Origin of the sequence: Candidatus Tisiphia endosymbiont of Empis tessellata (assembly GCF_964031035.1) — a bacterium.
In the GTDB taxonomy this organism is placed as follows: Bacteria; Pseudomonadota; Alphaproteobacteria; order Rickettsiales; family Rickettsiaceae; genus Tisiphia.
Map to the genome: position 1 here is coordinate 672,928 of NZ_OZ034997.1, position 17,233 is coordinate 690,160.

Genomic DNA, 17,233 nt, shown 5'->3' on the forward strand with positions numbered 1-17,233 from the left:
ATAGTTTATCCTATAGCTGTAATGGTTTTCTTAATAGCATCCTTAATGTAGACATAAGATCCTTTTGAACCAGGAATATTTCCACTAACTATGATTATGCTTTTTTCCATATCAGTATCGACTACTTTCAAATTTTGAATAGTAACTCTTGTATTTCCCATGTGACCAGCCATTTTCTTATTCTTAAATACTTTACCAGGATCTTGTCTACCACCAGTAGAACCATGCGAACGGTGAGACACAGATACACCATGTGAAGCTTCAAGTCCTCTAAAATTATGCCTTTTCATACTACCAGCAAAACCTTTACCAATAGTAGTACCTACAACATCTATAAACTGACCAATAACAAAATGATCCACATGCAATACAAAACCTACATCAAGGAAACAAGCTTCAGAAATTCTAAATTCCTTCAATTTTTCCTTTGGCGTAACTTGAGCATTAGCAAATACCTGCTTCATTGGTTTTGTTACTTTAGATAATTTTTTATCTTTTACCCCAATAACCAAAGCATTATAGCCATCCCTTTCTAGGGTCTTTTGTCCTACTACTTGGCAATCTTCAACTTGTAGAAAAGTAACGGTAGATCTCTCACCTTTTTCATTAAAAATTGAACTCATACCAATTTTTTTAGCAATTAAACCGGTTCTCATCACTCAACACTCTCTAACTTAATCTCAACATCAACACCAGCAGGCAAATCAACTTTTTTTAAAGCATCAACAGTCTGAGGAGTTGGATAACTTATTATCAAAAGTCTTTTCTGAATTCTAATCTCAAATTGCTCCCTTGATTTTTTATTGACATGCGGAGACCTATTAACGGTAAATCTCTCAATCGTCCTTGGCAACGGAATTGGACCAATTATATCAGCACCGGTTCTTTTAACAGCCCCTACTATTTCTCTAGTACCTTGCTCAAGCGAGCGGTGATCAAACGACTTTAAACGAATTTTGATTTTTTGATTATTTTTCATTAACTAAACCTTTTTATAAACAGCTAGACCAGTCAAAGCACATTCTTTAATAGACTTACTCTAATTAAACATATTTTGCCTAACCCTAAAAAAATAGTCATCCTGAACTTTTTCAGGATGACTATTTCTTATTATTTTATAATCTTTGATACTACACCAGCTCCTACTGTCCTACCACCTTCACGTATAGCAAAACGTACGCCCTCTTCCATAGCTATCGGAGCGATCAATGCAATTTTCAGATTCGCATTATCACCAGGCATCACCATTGTTTTACCATCTTTCAAAGTGATTTCTCCAGTTACGTCAGTCGTTCTAAAATAAAACTGTGGTCGATATTTATCTGTAAATGCTGTATGACGACCACCTTCTTTCGTGGTAAGTACATAAACTTCAGCTTCAAACTCAGTATGCGGAGTTATACTTCCAGGCTTAGCTAACACTTGACCTCTGCATACATCTTCCCTTTTAGTTCCACGCAGTAATATACCAACATTATCCCCGGCTTCACCTTGATCTAATAGCTTCTTAAACATTTCCACACCAGTACAAGTAGTTTTTTGAGTATCTCTTATACCGACAATCTCTACCTCTTCACCAACTTTTACTATACCTTTTTCGATTCTACCAGTAACAACCGTACCTCTTCCAGAAATAGAAAATACATCTTCTATCGACATTAAGAAAGGTTTATCTGTATCTCTCTCAGGTTGAGGTATATATTCATCAATAGCATTCATCAACTCTTTAATCGCAGCTTCACCTTCAGGTTTTCCTTCTAGAGCCTGTAAAGCTGAACCTCTGATAACTGGTATATCATCTCCAGGAAAATCATACATTGATAAAAGTTCTCTGACTTCCATTTCTACTAAGTCAAGCAATTCTGGATCATCAACCATATCAACTTTATTCAAAAATACAACTATTGCAGGTACGCCAACTTGCTTAGCAAGCAATATATGTTCCCTTGTTTGGGGCATTGGACCATCAGCAGCAGATACTACCAATATAGCAGCATCCATTTGAGCTGCACCACTTATCATATTCTTTATATAATCTGCGTGACCAGGACAATCAATGTGAGCATAATGCCTTTTTTTAGTTCTATATTCAACGTGAGCAGTAGCAATAGTTATACCCCTTTCCCTCTCTTCAGGAGCTTTATCAATGTCATCATAATTAGTAGCCTGTGCTCCACCTTCTTTTGATAACACTAAAGTTATTGCAGCTGTTAAAGAAGTCTTACCATGATCTACGTGTCCTATAGTACCTATATTACAATGGGGTAGATCCCTTTCAAATTTTACCTTTGCCATAATTCATTCTCCACAATTTAAGATTTAATACAATTTAACATAAAAATACAAATTTATCCAATTTCCAATTATCACCAATACTCTTGGAGCGGGTGATGGGAATCGAACCCACGTGGCCAGCTTGGAAGGCTGGAGCTCTACCATTGAGCTACACCCGCGTATCTACCTAACCAACTTGTGGTGGAGGAAGAAGGATTCGAACCTTCGTACGCTCACGCGGGCAGATTTACAGTCTGCTGCCATTGACCACTCGGCCATTCCTCCAAAGAATTTACGCAAGTATTAAATGGTCTAATTAAACGTAAAGCATATATATAACTTAGTATAAGTACCAACAAATCTTCTCTGCTCTTTTCCAAGGACATTTGAACTTCGGGCTACAAGCCTTTATAAATAATGATACAACCCTTTAATACATCAGTATTATTCCTGTGCATCGCATGGGTATCAACTTAAGAAGTCTCGATATCCTTCCCGCGGCAGCAATTCAAAAAACAACCTAAATGGCTGTTAGGTATCATGGACTCGCCTACGCGGAAAGGACATCTTTTTTGTTATAAAGCTGAAACTCAAATGATCCCGACCCTTTTCTCTTGAACTATCCTAGGTTCTGTGAACGTTTCTATCTAATGGTCGATTTCGTCGTTATTTTCGTTCTCGAATCCTCACGTACATTTAGTACGCTACGGTTCTGCGAGTGAAAATGCCTATAAATCTACTCATTACACAGAAACGTTCACAGAACCTAAATAAGCTAATATTAAACTTATATTACTTCAGAACGTTTATCAGTTGTAACTTTCTATAATAAATAGTAGTTTGTGTCAAGAATAAATTACTCTAGGTTCTAATAAGATGAGAAATAAAGCTAAAATTTCTAAAGATTTGCACTATATATACGGCAAACATCCAGTATTTGCAGCATTAAGCAACCCAAAACGTTATATTCAAAATGTTTTATGTACAGAAGATATTTTCAATTTGCACAAAAATTTAATCTCTAACCACCCGTATGAGATTACCAACATAGATTACTTAACCCGTCTTTTTGGTTCAAATCATAATCATCAGGGAATAGCCGCTAACGTTAAAAGTATCTTCTCTAATCGTATTGAAGATATTGACATAACTATTCCTAATTGTAAAGTTGCTATTTTGGATCAAATAACCGATCCACAAAATATTGGTGCTATTATTCGTAGTGCAGCTTCTTTTGACATCACGACCATAATATTACCTCTAGATAATGCACCTGATGAAAATGCTACCATAGCAAAAACAGCTTCTGGAGCTTTAGAACTAGTACAAATGGTTAAAGTCACTAATTTAAGGTGGTCAATAGAATATCTAAAAAAACATGGTTTTTGGATTATTGGTCTTGATGGCAATGCAAAACAATCTTTAAGTACAAAAATATTTTCAGATAAAATGGCAATAGTACTTGGTTCTGAAGATAAAGGAATCAGACGTCTAGTTAAAGAAGCATGTGATCACTTAGTTAAAATACCCATTTCAAGTAAAGTAGAAAGCTTAAATGTCTCAAATGCTGCTGCAATAGCGTTTTATTTGATTTCATTAGAGGCAAAATAATAAAGCTTAATTATACTAGACAATTAAGTAATTTTGTATATAATGACCGACCATAACCCGTTTTAAACGGATTATGAATTTAATGATGAGTATAATGGACTGAAGAAAATGGACAAAAAAATAGAGTTAAAAGTTTCCTAATTAAGATAAAATAATAAGAAAAAATTAGGAGAAAAAATGACAAAAGAAAAAGTAAGAGTTTTTAGTGCTGAAGAAAAAACTAGGATAGTATTAGAAGTGCTGAAAGAAGAGAGTCCATTATCAGTGATAGCATCAAAATATGAGATAAACTCCAAGACAATTAGTAATTGGAAAAAATAATTTATATCAAATGCAGCATTGGCTTTTGAACCAGCAAAACTGGTAAGTAAATATCAGGAACAAATTAATATGCTGAAAGAACAAAATGATGAATTAGCGAAAACTCTTGAAAAAACAATAGTAGAGAGAGATTGGGCTGTGGGAAAGCTACAAAGCTTGGACTTATCAAATAGAAAAGAACTTGTCGATTCCAAGCTAGCAATGTTACCAAAGACAAGGCAATATGAATTATTAAAGATTAATCGTTCTTCAATGTACTATAAAGCAAAACCATTTAGTGGGTATAACTTAAATATTTTAAATAAAATAGATGAAATATATACTGATAATCCTGAATTTGGTTATCGTTATATCCATAGACAATTATTAGAAGATGGCTTGGTTATTGGTAAGGATCGGGTTCTAAAATATATGAACATGATTGGCATAGAGGCTATTTATCCAAAGAGGAAAAAGTTAACATCTGGAAAAGATAAACAGCATAAAATTTATAGTTATTTGCTTGATAAATATTGGTCTAATCTAGGTACAAGTAAAACTGTAGATGTACCTAACGCTAACGAGGTTTGGAGCGGAGATATCACTTATGTTAGAACTAATTCGGGATTTATGTACATGGCGGCAATTATAGATTGGCATAGTAGAGCTGTGTTGAGTTATAAATTATCAAATAGTATGGACGTAAGTTTGGTAACTGAAGTATTGCGGGATGCACTTAACAAATATCCTGCACCGCAGATATTTAATAGTGATCAGGGCAGTCAATATACTAGTCATGAACACATTGAAATTTTACAAGAGCATAACATTAAAGTTTCGATGAATGGTAAAGGAAGAAGTATTGATAATATAATTATGGAGAGATTTTTCCGAACTTTAAAATATAATTGTATATTTATTAATGATTTTAAAGATGTTAAAGAGCTAAAGAGTGGTATTGATGATTACATCAATCACTATAATTATAGAAGATTCCATTCAAGTATTGGTTACAAAAAGCCTATGAATATCTATCTAAATTCTATACAAAATTATGAACAAATTGCAGCTTGAAAAATGCAAAAATGGGAAACAAATTATTATTTTTTTGTCCTTGATTTTTCAGTCCAGTATCGAGTAGGAATTATATGCCAAATTTAGAATATGACAATAGACCTCTTTCGAAACTCTACTTCTGCTGGTGATTTGTACGTCGATGCGGTACTCGAATCCTCACGTACATTAGAGTACGCTGCGGTTCTGCGTTCCACGTCTCCTTCAAATCCCTCAGCATAAGCGAGTTTCGAAAGAGGTCTAATGACAAAATATTAAAATTATTAGAAGATGCTGGAAACAGCATAGGAACTAGCACCTTAACTATTGACAATTGTATATTGAGAACCATTAGTTTTAAAGGAATCCAGTATATTTTACAAAATAAAGCACAATTTCCAGGAACGCTTGATAATGTCGATTCTATTAATATTGACTATCTTGAGCAACGTCGTTTTGATAACTTTGAAGAGTTTATTTTATCAGCCCCTCCGCTACAATATATACAACTAAGTCGCCATAATTGCTATGATAATCACATTACATCTTTATAACATCTGGGGTAGATATTAAATTTAGTGCAAACGATACTTTGATTAAAAATTTTTATAGCCAAGTTAAGGACTGTGATACTAATAATCTAAGCAATGATGACTTAGCTAAGTTTGTAAAGAATGCTTGTAATACCTATAATGAAACAAAATCTACAGATAACAAATCAATGCAGTATCTTCATGCTTTAAAAATACTAACAAATTTTGATTTTACCACAATTGATCAACGACATTCTAATCTTAAAGAACCTCAACTGATCATGTTATATTTATCATGGTTTTTTTATTGTATGAGTTCGATATAAGAATTAATAATTCTTATATCGATACTTGGTTATAAGGAAAAATGCACTCTTGAAGCCATTCTGCAAGTACATTTTAACTTTTTTCATTATTCAATATGTGATTTTAATTATTAAAATCACATATTGAATGGAGTATTATATTTTAACAATCAGGTGGCAGCCGCTTCAAACCTGATTGTTTCTATATATAACACTGAATTCGATGTAACAAGTTACATCGAATTCAGGTTATATTATATTTCTTTAATTTTTGGTATTGGAGGTATTGATTTAGGATCAGGGCATTTACGAGTTTGGAACATTAATTGATCAATAGAATGCCCAAATTTATCAGTGCTTAGTAGATTTTTATTTATCCATTTTGCCGTTATCAACTTACCCAGTTCAGAATGAATAATTGGAATATCCGGTACGGCACTAGCACCTATCCCTGCAATTTTAATATGATAACCCTGTTTATCTAATCCATATTGTTGTAATACTTTATCAACTTCTCTTTGAGTAACAATTGTTTGGCGTTCAATATGAGGATTATTACTGACAAATAAAATAACAAAGTCTTTTTGTCTACCAAATTTTCTACTTAAAATTCTTTCAGCAAAATTAACTGCTGCATCATGAGCAGTAGTGGCTGTATCAGGCCTTTCGTTATTCTTACCTACTTTAGTATTGATTATTTCAGTACGTTTAACTTGATCCTTATTAAGGAACTTGTTTACTAGGTCACTACTCATCAGGTCTTCTGTGAGTTTTCTCTCATTGCTGCTTGCATAATTAGGATAGAATCTTCTAGGAAAAAGACCTAATGGACATTCTTCTTGTGTTTTATATTGAATAAATGGCTGAGCTTTATTTAACTTAATACCGTAATCTTTAGCAAGAGACTCGATATATCTTTCACATTCCTCAATACAAGCTGAATCATTTCCAACTAATTGTACAGTATCCAATCTATTAATATCTGCCTTTCCTTGCCATGCTTCTAGCAATTCAGTGTATGTTTTGTGGGGTTAATGCCATCGAGATTAGCCCATAAGGGTCTTGCTCCTGTTAATACTAGTACTAATCCGTTAACTTTAATTTGTTCTGTTAATTTATTATAATAGATTATACGTGTCAATAACCTAATTCTAGCTGCCCCGGCAATCCAAGCTTCGTCGTATTCTTGATAGTTAGGTTTTATTTCATTAATAAGTCCCAATTGTCTAGCATCTACAATATATTGAGACTTATATTTAGTCATCCAATCTTTAGTGGTCAGTTCATTCCGTTCCTGACCAAGATTAAGATCAAACGCATCCTGAGCAACAAATAGTAACCAATCTTCAATATTTCGTACATTTATCTCATTAATAGATTTAAATAAATTTTTACGCAATGATTTAGCATTGAATTTACTAGGAGCGTTTTGATTAGCACCAGCTTTAGCCAAACTGCCCTGAATCAAACGAAATATTTTGTCTGCATTAGTCTTGTCAAAACATACTAGATCGTGCCATAATTTTTGTGGTTCAAAATATCCAGCTAGATAAAAAATCTTTAACAAAGCTTCTTGCTGGGTTGGTGAGGTAAAACCTAATTTGCTAGCAGCTAATTCGAATCCTGAAAGTTCTGATGAATGTTTATAATCCCCGTATGTTACGCTGGTAGTTAGGGCAACTGTTACAGATAGTAGCATTCTTTTTAAGGCTTGAAGCATAATATAATTTTCTTCGTTTAATTATAACCCTAGATTTTTGGGCTTTTGATACTTAATCCAAGTATCAATCAACAACTTAGTAATAATAATCGCAGAGAACATAGATGATATTATACCAATAGTTAGTGTTACTGCGAAACCTTTTATACCTCCAGCTCCAAATATAAAAAGTAAAAATGCTGCAATCAAAGTTGTAACATTTGAATCAAGGATTGTAGCAAAAGCTGATTCAAATCCCATCTTTATGGCATATAGATTAGATGCACCTTTTTTAAGTTCTTCCCTTATCCTTTCATAAATGAGTACATTGGCATCAACTGCCATACCAATCGTTAGGATTATACCAGCAATTCCTGGCAGAGTTAATGTAGCTTGAAAAAGTGACAATAACGCTAAAATATAAAGTAAAGCTAGGCTTAATGCTATATTGGCAAAAATGCCAAGAATTCCGTAAGACCAAATCATGAATATTACCACACTAACAAAACCAATCATACCTGCTTTCTTGCCTGCCTCTATTGAATCTGCTCCAAGATTTGGTCCTACGGTTCTTTCCTCTATTATTTTTAAAGGGGCTGGCAACGAACCAGCCCTAAGTAATAACGCTAATTCATTTGCTGATTCAACAGTAAAATTACCTGAAATTATACCACTTCCTCCAAGAATTGGTTCATTAATTACTGGTGCACTTAATAATTTGTTATCAAGCACGATAGCAAGCCTCTTGCCAGAATTATTCTTGGTTATTTCTGCAAATAATTTACTACCAAGATTATTAAAAGAAAAAGCAACAGCAGGTTGGGAATTTTGATTGAAAGAAGCTTGGGCAGTTGTTAGCTGGTCACCACTAACAATAGCTTTTTTCTTAACAACTACGTAATATTCTTGCTTATTTTCATTTTCCCCTTTCACTAAAATTGAACCAAAGGGTAAATGTCCATTTAATGCTTGTTGTATGTTGGCAGTTTCATCTACTAAATGAAAGGTTAGTTTTGCAGTTTTGCCAAGAATATTTTTAAGTTGTTGTGGATTTTCCTCACCTGGTACTTGCAGTAATATATGTTTATCACCTTGCCTTTGTATGTTAGGTTCTGTTGTGCCGGTGCTATCCACTCTCATTCTGATTATTTCAATTGATTGGGCAATAACTTGATACCTTAATTCAGCAAGCTTCGAATCACTATAGCTAAGCTTAATATTAGTATTATCGTTTTCTACAGTAATTTCTCGGTCAACTTTACCTAAGATATTTTTGACCTGTTTATAATCTTCTAGGTTTCTCAATTCAAACTGCACCGCCTTGTTCTTAACAACAAGATTTTTATAACCTATTTTATCTTCCCATAAATATTTTCGTAAATGGTCAGCTAGACTGTCCATTACATCATTTAAGTAACTATCAAAATCTACATCTAGCAATAGATGAGCACCACCTCTTAAATCAAGACCAAGATTCACCTTATGGTTTGGCAATATTTTAGAATCTATAGTTGTAAAATTAGGTAAAGCACAAATAAAGGCTGCTATTGTACATAAAATAGAAAGGAATATTTTCCATTTAGGAATATTATACACAGCTCATTTCCCTTTATCTTTTTTACTTTTGGCACTAACTTCTGTTTTATGACGACTTGTAATATCAAGTATTGAAGATTTCAGAATTTTGATTCGTATATTTTCAGCTACTTCAAGATCTACCGTGTTGTCAGCATCGTTAATCTTGCTTACTACTCCGAAAATTCCACTATTAGTTACCACCTCTTCTCCTTTCTTAACGCTACCAACTATAGCCTCTTTCTCACGACGACGTTTATCTTGTGGTCTAATTAGAAAAAAATAGAATACAACGAAGATTAATACCATCGGTACAAGGCTTGTTAATATTGATTGAGTAGATGATGGTTCAGCTACTGGAGCTACTTCTTCAGTTTCTGTTATTGATATTGTATCGTTGTTATCTGCGTAGGCATTTTCTATAAACATATATATCTCCTGACGTATTATGTAAAAGTAGTTGTATTAATTTATTGTATACTCTTCTGCTTTGAAGAATTGTTTTTTGACAATGAGGAACTCACGTACTCTAAAAAAGCTTGTACACTTGCAATATAAGACTGTTATCATTTTATTTCAATAAATATTTTTCGGGCGAAACCTATAGCTTTCAGACGTTCGCACACTTTTTCAAACACCGCTTTTGGTAAAATATTTAGTGTAGAAATTTCAATATATCTATTATCTTTTAACTCAAGAGAAAAAGATGGTGACTGAAATCTTGGTCCATCAATTTCCCTAGCAATTTTTATAAAATTACCTATTATATGACTGTTACAATAATCATATGAATTAATCATTCTTTTTGCTAATCTATTAATATATGTATCACTTCTTGCTGTATAGGTAAGTGCAAGAGCAATACTAAGCATCAACCTCTGACGATGACTAAAAGGAATATCTGAAGCTAAAATAAATTCAACAATAAAATTAGAGCGAAGAGTTTTATCGATATTTTTATTATATTGTGCAAGCATTATGACCAAAGTAATTATACTAATTGTTGTTGTATCTGGTTGAATTAAGATAGGCTTAATGACTTCTGTATAATTTTTGATATTACAAGTAGTTTCATCAAAATTTACTAATGTCTTGATTCTTTCATAAATAATATCTTTCTCCTGTTCTTCTTTAGGGAAACAAACAAATCTAACACCTTCTTTTAAACCATAATTTGAAATTATTACCTTTTTAGGTAAAAAGACATTCAGCATAGATTTTGCCACTAAAACTGCGTTAGAATGAATTCTTGATTTATATTGTGTTCTCATACTATGAGCATGAGCTAATTTTTCGAGATATAGTTCAAATTCTCTACGATTTATTTCAAGGTTATGTAAGTTCTTAAGAGGATAATGAACAAACTCCATGTAAGAGCGTCCAATTAGCCTTAAAGCTCCTCCTATTAAGTATAAGTTTGGACAATGATACTCTTGTTGACATTGTTGTATACCCGAATGATTTGGGTATACCTCTCCAAACTCTTTGTTGATCATTTGGCTAATTATATTAATATCGTCAAAATGATTATTAGTGATTAAGCTAGTGCCTAAAGGTAGAGATTTTAAGATTCCCACTTTTTTGTCTTTGATTTGGGCAAGCTCAAGGCTACCTCCACCTAGGTCTGCTGCTATGCCACAAGCATCATTGATACCAGAAATTAATCCGGCAGCTGTAAGATAGGCCTCGCGATTACCAGAAATAATTTCAATATTAATATTAAATTTTCTTTTAACTATTTCTCTAAATTCTTCAGCTCTTGGATGCCCTCTAAGTACAGCAGTAGCAACGCATTTAACATCTGTTACTGATAACCTATCAAAAATATGTACAAAATATTGTAGTGATAAATATACTTGATGCTTTACTTCTAGGTCATCTAGATTAAGTAAATTGATAATATCACTTTTAAATTTATCATTGAAAATTTCTGGAGCTCCAAGTCTATCACATTCATAAACTACAGCTCTTATGGCATTATAACCAATATCAATAATGGCTGAACGCATAGAGGTTTATCTTATTGCTTACTTAAAAAATTAATCTTCTTTAGTAGTAGAATCTGTATTTTCTTATTCCTCATCTACATTATTTTTATTTGGATCATAAGGTTTTTGAGTTGGAACAAATGTAGGCGGTAATAACCTATTTGTAAAGAACTTATCCTCATAATACTTAATTTTTAAAGATTTAATAGGTGGGAAAGACTCAATTAAAACGATTTGTTCATCTTTTGGTAATTGAATTACTTCTTGAGGCAAAAGCAGAGCTCTTGAAACTTGTGATACATTCTGCGTTCTTGTTGAAATATTAAGATCAAAAAATAGTGGTTTACTATAAGATCGTTGTTCAACTGTTTTATTACCCACTAGCTGTGATATCAGGTTGGCTGTTTCATAGTTATTAGCTGCAAAAGTAATACGATATGTAGCATTTGACAAGAATGAGTTCATTCCAGCATCCTCATAAGTTCCTTTGAGCTGCTGAGTATCTTGTATAATCAAGAATAGGCGAACTCTATATCCCCTGAAAAATGCGATACCAGCCTTAAATGTATCCATTTTGCCTAAAGTCGGGAATTCATCAAGTAGAAACATAACCCCATAAGGTTCTTCTTTTAAATCAGGCATTTTGCGGCTTAAAAACTCTGTAGCTTGCTGGTAAAAAACCTGCATCAATTTTTGTAAACGCTGTATATTATCCGGAGTTAAACCAATATAAACGCTTGTTTTAATCTTCTTAAACTCAAGTATATTAAAGTCAGATGATGCAGTAGCTGAGTCAATTAGCGGGTTTGCCCATAATTCTAAAGAAGAGTTCATTGTAGAGATAACACCTGAACGCTCTTTATCTGCTTTTTGTAGAAATGCAGCAATATTCATATAGGCCACAGGATGTATTACCTTGCCTAAAGTATCTAGAACTACTGCCAAGTTGTACACTACGTCATCACTACGCATTGTCCTGACCACTTCGCCAAAGGATTTAGTTTTTGTCGGGTCAGCAATTAAGTATAGTACTACACCAAGAAATAAACTTCGTGCTTCATTATTCCAAAAATCTTTTTCAGGCATAATCAGATTTGAGATTTTTTGTACGTCATCCACCATTTGACCTGGTTTGGTACTTACCCAGTCTATAGGATTGTAACAATGAGTTATCCCATCAGGATTGGAAGGTTCCCAAACAAATACTCGTTGTCCTTGCTTCTGCCTCCAACCACTTGTAAAACCATGATTTTCTAGCTTAATGTCATGTACTATAATAGAGTGTTCCCAAAATAATAAATTAGGAATTACAAATCCTACCCCCTTACCTGAACCGGTTGGGGCAAAAAGCAAAGCGTGCTGAAATCCATCAGCAACAAAATATCCTCCGCTATTGGTGCCAAGCAACATACCATGCTTTGAACGTAGACCAGCTTTATCTACATCAGCTTCAGTAGCCCAACTAGCATCACCATAAACTTTTTCCGGTTGAATAAAAAATTGTAAATTCTTTATTCTTTTAAAATTTTTCCAGTAAAATATGATAACTATAATTATCGGCATAGTAAGGGATAATATTAACTTAACTTTTAAGTAGTTATATGCTTGAAAAGTTAATTGCGACCATACACTAACTAGCCAATAAGTCCACTTATAAGCTATATCTATGGCTGTTAAGTCAACATTTATAGCTCTAATCTCGTTAGTAGTAAATGCAACTAGCACTCCACTAATCCATATCGTACAAAATACTACCAAAGGGTGTATTATAAAATGACCTAAGAGGTTACGGATAATGTTTACTATTCTCTCCAATCCCATCATTAGTCTTGCCTATTCTTACTATAGTATATTTCTGAGACATATCTCTTCCCACCACTACCACGTTTTAATTGTATCACAATATCGACGACCGCTAATATATATTTTTTCACTTCCTCTGGTGGCATGCCTAAACTAGCTTGCATAACCATTAGCTTAAGTTGTTCTATGGCCATTGCTGGTGCATCAGCATGTAAAGTAGATATAGAGCCAGGATGGCCTGTATTAATTGCTCGTAAGAAACTAAATGCTTCAGCTCCTCTAAGTTCACCTACAATAATTCTGTCAGGTCTTAGACGTAAACACGCTTCAATCAAATCCTGAGTAGTAACTTTTGCACGACCTTGCCCCCCTTTTGAAGCGAGGAGATGTAATTTATTAGGGTGATTTGCTAAGATTACCTCCCTAGCATCTTCAACAGTAATTAATCGCTCGCTATTTGGAATTTCTGCTAAAGCAGCGTTAGTAAAGGTTGTTTTACCAGTTGATGTACCACCACTAATAATAATATTTTTTTTAGAAATTACAGCATGTCGAATAAATTCTTTTATTTTATTTTCTTTTAAATAATTATTTAAGATTTTTGCATTCTCGTCAATTAATTCTCCAGTAGATGTTGAATCAAAAGCTCCCAGCTTGGCATATTGATCTAGTGTAAGGTTCATTGTACTACCTTTCCTGATAGCATATCCGACATGGCCTGGTTCACAAGCAGGAGGAAATACTATTTGGATACGATAGCCATTTGGTAGGGACGCAGAGAGTAAAGGTTTTTCCTCAGAAATTGTCTGATCAGTTGACTGAGCTACAAGCCTACCAAGAGATATAAGATGTTCAAAATCAAGTTCAGGTACTGATTTACAAAACAAATCTCCTTTCTTCTCAACCCATACTTCTCCTGGTTTATTTACCATGATCTCATTAACACCATCTTCTGCGAACAGTTCTTTAAATGGTAATAGAAAAGTCTCTAATGCAGCAAAATTATCACTCATTTTATCAATCTTGATTTTCTTAGTACAGATTGAGGAAATTTATAATCTTTATTGACATAAATTTTAATTACCGTACCTTGATCTATAGTAATAGTTGGTTTAAATTCATATTGCTGAATCATACCTTTCATAGTATCACTGATATCAGTAAAAGCTTTTTTTGAAACTGCTTGTGCTTGGGTTGGAGTGCTAGCAGTTGCAGTGCTAGTTAACAAACTAGCTGCTGCATTAGTTACTGCAGTCATTAATGCAACAAGCCTTTGACCAGGCTGTGATCCAGTTGGATTTTGTGCAGTATTACAAGCCTGCATCATAGAAATATAGGCTGCTGAGGTCTTATCGGGAATGGCGTTCATGACACTAGAACATATCTGTGAAATTTTAACATCCTCAGTACCAGGACCATTATTAATACTTTGTGCTAAACTTTGTATATTAGCAGCAACAGCAGCATTAGCAGCAGCAGCTTGTGAATTAACTGGGGGAGCTACCACTTTGTCAAGGGCATTGGCAAGTCCAATATTAAATGCCGATAATAATACAGCATTGGTTAATCGTTCTTTATATTTATTATCTACTCTTCCTTGCTCACCTTTCCTTCCAAGATTATCAACAGCTATAGCATCTAAGGTAATGGTATAACCGTTTGACAGATCAATACGATTCCATATTATTGCAATTCGACCATACGCTCCATCAATACCAGTTGTATAAGCACCAAAAATCTTTGATCCTTTAGGAATTAAAATAATCTTTTCCCTTTCAGAAAATACATCTCTGCTAATTATTGCCCTTACTTCCCCACCTAAATCACTATTAATAGCAGTCTCTAGTACCGCTTCAATTATCTTACCACGACCAAGAACAAATGCCATATCTCCACGATCTTGAAAATTTGCTTCTTCGGCAATTTGACTTGGTGTTTTTTTCTCTGGAACTCCTGCAATTAATACTATAGAAGATTTTCTCTTTGCTTCACGGCGTTTCTTTTCCTCGTCACTTTCAGCTATTCCTCCAGGAAGGGGTGATGATACAACGGAAGGAAGAGAAGCGTTATCAGCACTATTATTATCTACTAAAGTAGTAGGTAAAGGAAGTTTTGGCACATCAGCAACTTTAGGGGGAGGAGGTGGTGGAAGCTCCACAGGTGTTTCGAGTTTAGGTGCTTCTGGTAATTTCGGAATCTCTGGTAGATTTTTAGAATTATCTTGTGTCGGTTTAGTAATATCAGTAGGTGCTGATGGAGCTACCACCTCAGGTGGTTTATTATCAGCAATAAAAAGTTTAAAAAAAATAAATATAAAGACAGCAGAAATGACAAGTAGAATCAGAATGCTTTGCTTAGGATTAGTGGCAACTTTTGATAGCTCATTTTGAACTTCTGGTATGTCTTGTTCCTCTGCACTCTGTGTACTGATTTGAGAAGAGGTGTTATTTTGCTTTGCCATAGTAAATTAATATCATTATTACGCGAATTTGGGATAATAATTAATTAATTCTTATCCCGAATTGAGGTATTATTGTGAAGTACTAAACCTTTTTTTAGAATAATAAAACCTAACTACATATACCAAGTCTTTTTCACGACCTTCTTCCAATTCTTTGGATACAACATCGAATTGGTAAGTCCTTTTATTAGTTATGATAGTCATATTTGTTCTAATGTTTTTTTCCAATGGCTTAATGAATAATCTATTTGCCAACGGAGTCATTTTCCAAGCATAGGATTCCCCTAGAACAATATTTTGGATATCCTCATTTTTGGCAAATTCTATACTTGACTGAAAACCAAAATGCAGAACTAATAAATAAACTTCATTAGGATTATGTATATAAGTTTTAATTCTGTTATCAGTAGTTATGGCTAGATCATCTACATCATTATCTATATGCATATTACCTGCACAAGCGTTGGCAATAACCGAATGTAATAATATTGCCGCTACGAAAAGAAGTCTAGCTATTATCATCATCTACCCTATAATCATTAACTTGAAAACCTACTGGATTAATATCTCGATCTGCATCTGTTAATTCCATTGGAATATATGCGTAACTTACCACAGCTATTTTATTGAAAACCGTTTTATTGCCTGTTGTTTCATTAATAGAGAACCTAACCATATATTTATTTTTTTCTACTCCTGACCAAGATTTAATTACTAAAAAAGTTGTGTTGTTTTGACCATATATTAAAACTGGATTTACATCTTTATTTTGTATATATCCTAGATAGTTATAATATACTGGACTTGAAGATAATAATCTAACGCTTTTCCTTGCTTCAGTATCAAAATCAACAGGATTATATGTTTCTCTAGCTATGAGGTATTTTTTAATAAAATACCTTGAAAGTGCCTCGTCACCGTTTAGTATCTCCAAAGATATTGGATTTACAATCGTTGCCATTCCCGTACTATCATCAATTTGGATAACAAAAGGACTAAACTCTCTTGAATTTACCACTATAGTTACCGCTGCTATGGATGCCATTATAAGTATTATTAGTAATATAGATAATACAAACAAGATATTACGTTGTACAATTAACCTATCATATCTTTCCTCGTACCAATTCCTAGTAGCTTTAACAAAGTTATTAGACTGAACGCTTTGGTTCTCTACCACATCAGAAGGTGATTTTAGTATATTTAATATATTAGCTAACTTAAACATTGTACATCCCCACTACTTGTAAAACCTAAGACAAGTTAGTGAATAAATTAATTCAAACAATATAATCATAAATTATGATCATAACTTATTTCATAACAAAAACATTGACAATATAATTCATCAATTCTCAATATTTTTGCAGTATACACTAATTTCGAGCTACACTAATAGGTTATTTGTCATAATTTAAAAATATTACTTAACCTTAATCCGATATAAGAATTAGTAATTCTTATATCGAATTAGCTGTGTTATAAGGAAAAATGCATTCTTGGAGTACTCCTACGAATACATTTTAATCTATTATCGCTAATAATCTTATTTTTATAAGTATAAAAATGAGATTATTAGCAAATTAATATTTAACAATCAGGTGAAGAACCGCTTCAAACCTGATTGTTTC

General features: G+C 33.4%; 19 protein-coding genes and 2 tRNA genes. 5 read left to right on the plus strand and 16 right to left on the minus strand.

The features are described from left to right. Positions 1-5: 5 nt before the first annotated feature. From rplC to AAHM86_RS03595, 5 genes are all read right to left on the minus strand, one after another. The gene (rplC, locus tag AAHM86_RS03575) at positions 6-656 is read right to left on the minus strand and encodes a 50S ribosomal protein L3 (RefSeq protein ID WP_342268315.1); all 651 of its coding nucleotides are present in this window, start codon (positions 654-656) and stop codon (positions 6-8) included. After that, positions 656-979 (minus strand): 30S ribosomal protein S10, encoded by a 324-nt coding sequence (rpsJ, locus tag AAHM86_RS03580; protein WP_341748171.1) that lies wholly within the window; start codon positions 977-979, stop codon positions 656-658. Before rpsJ ends, rplC begins: the two co-directional genes overlap by 1 nt. A gap of 131 nt (positions 980-1,110) precedes the next feature. After that, entirely contained in the window at positions 1,111-2,295 is a 1,185-nt protein-coding gene (gene tuf, locus AAHM86_RS03585; RefSeq protein WP_341748170.1) for an elongation factor Tu, read from the minus strand. A gap of 84 nt (positions 2,296-2,379) precedes the next feature. After that, positions 2,380-2,453 (minus strand) — tRNA-Gly (locus AAHM86_RS03590). 20 nt (positions 2,454-2,473) lie between these two features. Further along, positions 2,474-2,559 (minus strand) — tRNA-Tyr (locus AAHM86_RS03595). A gap of 591 nt (positions 2,560-3,150) precedes the next feature. Here AAHM86_RS03595 and rlmB point away from each other — a divergent pair. From rlmB to AAHM86_RS03610, 3 genes are all read left to right on the plus strand, one after another. Continuing rightward, positions 3,151-3,885: a 23S rRNA (guanosine(2251)-2'-O)-methyltransferase RlmB gene (rlmB, locus tag AAHM86_RS03600; protein WP_341762591.1), complete on the plus strand. Its 735-nt coding sequence runs from the start codon at positions 3,151-3,153 to the stop codon at positions 3,883-3,885. Positions 3,886-4,062: 177 nt separating this feature from the next. After that, entirely contained in the window at positions 4,063-4,206 is a 144-nt protein-coding gene (locus tag AAHM86_RS03605; protein WP_342267695.1) for a transposase, read from the plus strand. An 18-nt stretch (positions 4,207-4,224) separates the two neighbouring features. Further along, complete coding sequence (locus AAHM86_RS03610; RefSeq protein WP_342268316.1) at positions 4,225-5,259, plus strand: IS3 family transposase; 1,035 nt, start codon at positions 4,225-4,227, stop codon at positions 5,257-5,259. Positions 5,260-5,342: 83 nt separating this feature from the next. Here the strand turns inward: AAHM86_RS03610 and AAHM86_RS03615 are convergent, their stop codons facing one another. Then, positions 5,343-5,456, minus strand: coding sequence for a palindromic element RPE1 domain-containing protein (locus tag AAHM86_RS03615; RefSeq protein WP_341748328.1), 114 nt, complete (start codon positions 5,454-5,456; stop codon positions 5,343-5,345). A 123-nt stretch (positions 5,457-5,579) separates the two neighbouring features. On the opposite strand from AAHM86_RS03615, the gene AAHM86_RS03620 reads away from it, so the two are divergent. Both AAHM86_RS03620 and AAHM86_RS03625 read left to right on the plus strand, forming a co-directional pair. Next, entirely contained in the window at positions 5,580-5,792 is a 213-nt protein-coding gene (locus AAHM86_RS03620) for a hypothetical protein (protein ID WP_342268317.1), read from the plus strand. A 38-nt stretch (positions 5,793-5,830) separates the two neighbouring features. Then, on the plus strand, positions 5,831-6,097 hold the full coding sequence (locus AAHM86_RS03625; RefSeq protein ID WP_342268318.1) for a hypothetical protein: 267 nt from the start codon (positions 5,831-5,833) through the stop codon (positions 6,095-6,097). Positions 6,098-6,330: 233 nt separating this feature from the next. Here the strand turns inward: AAHM86_RS03625 and AAHM86_RS03630 are convergent, their stop codons facing one another. From AAHM86_RS03630 to AAHM86_RS03675, 10 genes are all read right to left on the minus strand, one after another. Next, the gene (locus AAHM86_RS03630; RefSeq protein ID WP_342268319.1) at positions 6,331-7,086 is read right to left on the minus strand and encodes a hypothetical protein; all 756 of its coding nucleotides are present in this window, start codon (positions 7,084-7,086) and stop codon (positions 6,331-6,333) included. Continuing rightward, positions 7,080-7,796 carry a hypothetical protein gene (locus tag AAHM86_RS03635; RefSeq protein WP_342268320.1) on the minus strand — a complete coding sequence of 239 codons (717 nt, stop codon included), beginning with the start codon at positions 7,794-7,796 and terminating at the stop codon, positions 7,080-7,082. The genes AAHM86_RS03630 and AAHM86_RS03635 overlap by 7 nt, the downstream gene beginning before the upstream one ends. A gap of 21 nt (positions 7,797-7,817) precedes the next feature. Further along, the gene (gene secD / locus AAHM86_RS03640; protein ID WP_342267305.1) at positions 7,818-9,371 is read right to left on the minus strand and encodes a protein translocase subunit SecD; all 1,554 of its coding nucleotides are present in this window, start codon (positions 9,369-9,371) and stop codon (positions 7,818-7,820) included. Positions 9,372-9,374: 3 nt separating this feature from the next. Continuing rightward, entirely contained in the window at positions 9,375-9,779 is a 405-nt protein-coding gene (yajC, locus tag AAHM86_RS03645; RefSeq protein ID WP_341748332.1) for a preprotein translocase subunit YajC, read from the minus strand. A gap of 137 nt (positions 9,780-9,916) precedes the next feature. Next, the gene (locus AAHM86_RS03650; RefSeq protein WP_342267306.1) at positions 9,917-11,359 is read right to left on the minus strand and encodes a Ppx/GppA family phosphatase; all 1,443 of its coding nucleotides are present in this window, start codon (positions 11,357-11,359) and stop codon (positions 9,917-9,919) included. Positions 11,360-11,422: 63 nt separating this feature from the next. Further along, positions 11,423-13,159, minus strand: a complete 1,737-nt coding sequence (locus AAHM86_RS03655) for a type IV secretory system conjugative DNA transfer family protein (RefSeq protein ID WP_342268373.1) — start codon at positions 13,157-13,159, stop codon at positions 11,423-11,425. Positions 13,160-13,161: 2 nt separating this feature from the next. Continuing rightward, positions 13,162-14,154: a P-type DNA transfer ATPase VirB11 gene (gene virB11 / locus AAHM86_RS03660; protein ID WP_341748334.1), complete on the minus strand. Its 993-nt coding sequence runs from the start codon at positions 14,152-14,154 to the stop codon at positions 13,162-13,164. Continuing rightward, on the minus strand, positions 14,151-15,602 hold the full coding sequence (locus AAHM86_RS03665; protein WP_342267307.1) for a TrbI/VirB10 family protein: 1,452 nt from the start codon (positions 15,600-15,602) through the stop codon (positions 14,151-14,153). The genes virB11 and AAHM86_RS03665 overlap by 4 nt, the downstream gene beginning before the upstream one ends. A 69-nt stretch (positions 15,603-15,671) precedes the next feature. Continuing rightward, a complete protein-coding gene (locus AAHM86_RS03670) occupies positions 15,672-16,124 on the minus strand; it encodes a TrbG/VirB9 family P-type conjugative transfer protein (protein ID WP_342267308.1) in 453 nt (150 codons plus the stop codon). After that, positions 16,111-16,830, minus strand: coding sequence for a virB8 family protein (locus tag AAHM86_RS03675; RefSeq protein ID WP_342267309.1), 720 nt, complete (start codon positions 16,828-16,830; stop codon positions 16,111-16,113). Before AAHM86_RS03675 ends, AAHM86_RS03670 begins: the two co-directional genes overlap by 14 nt. Positions 16,831-17,233: the final 403 nt, after the last annotated feature.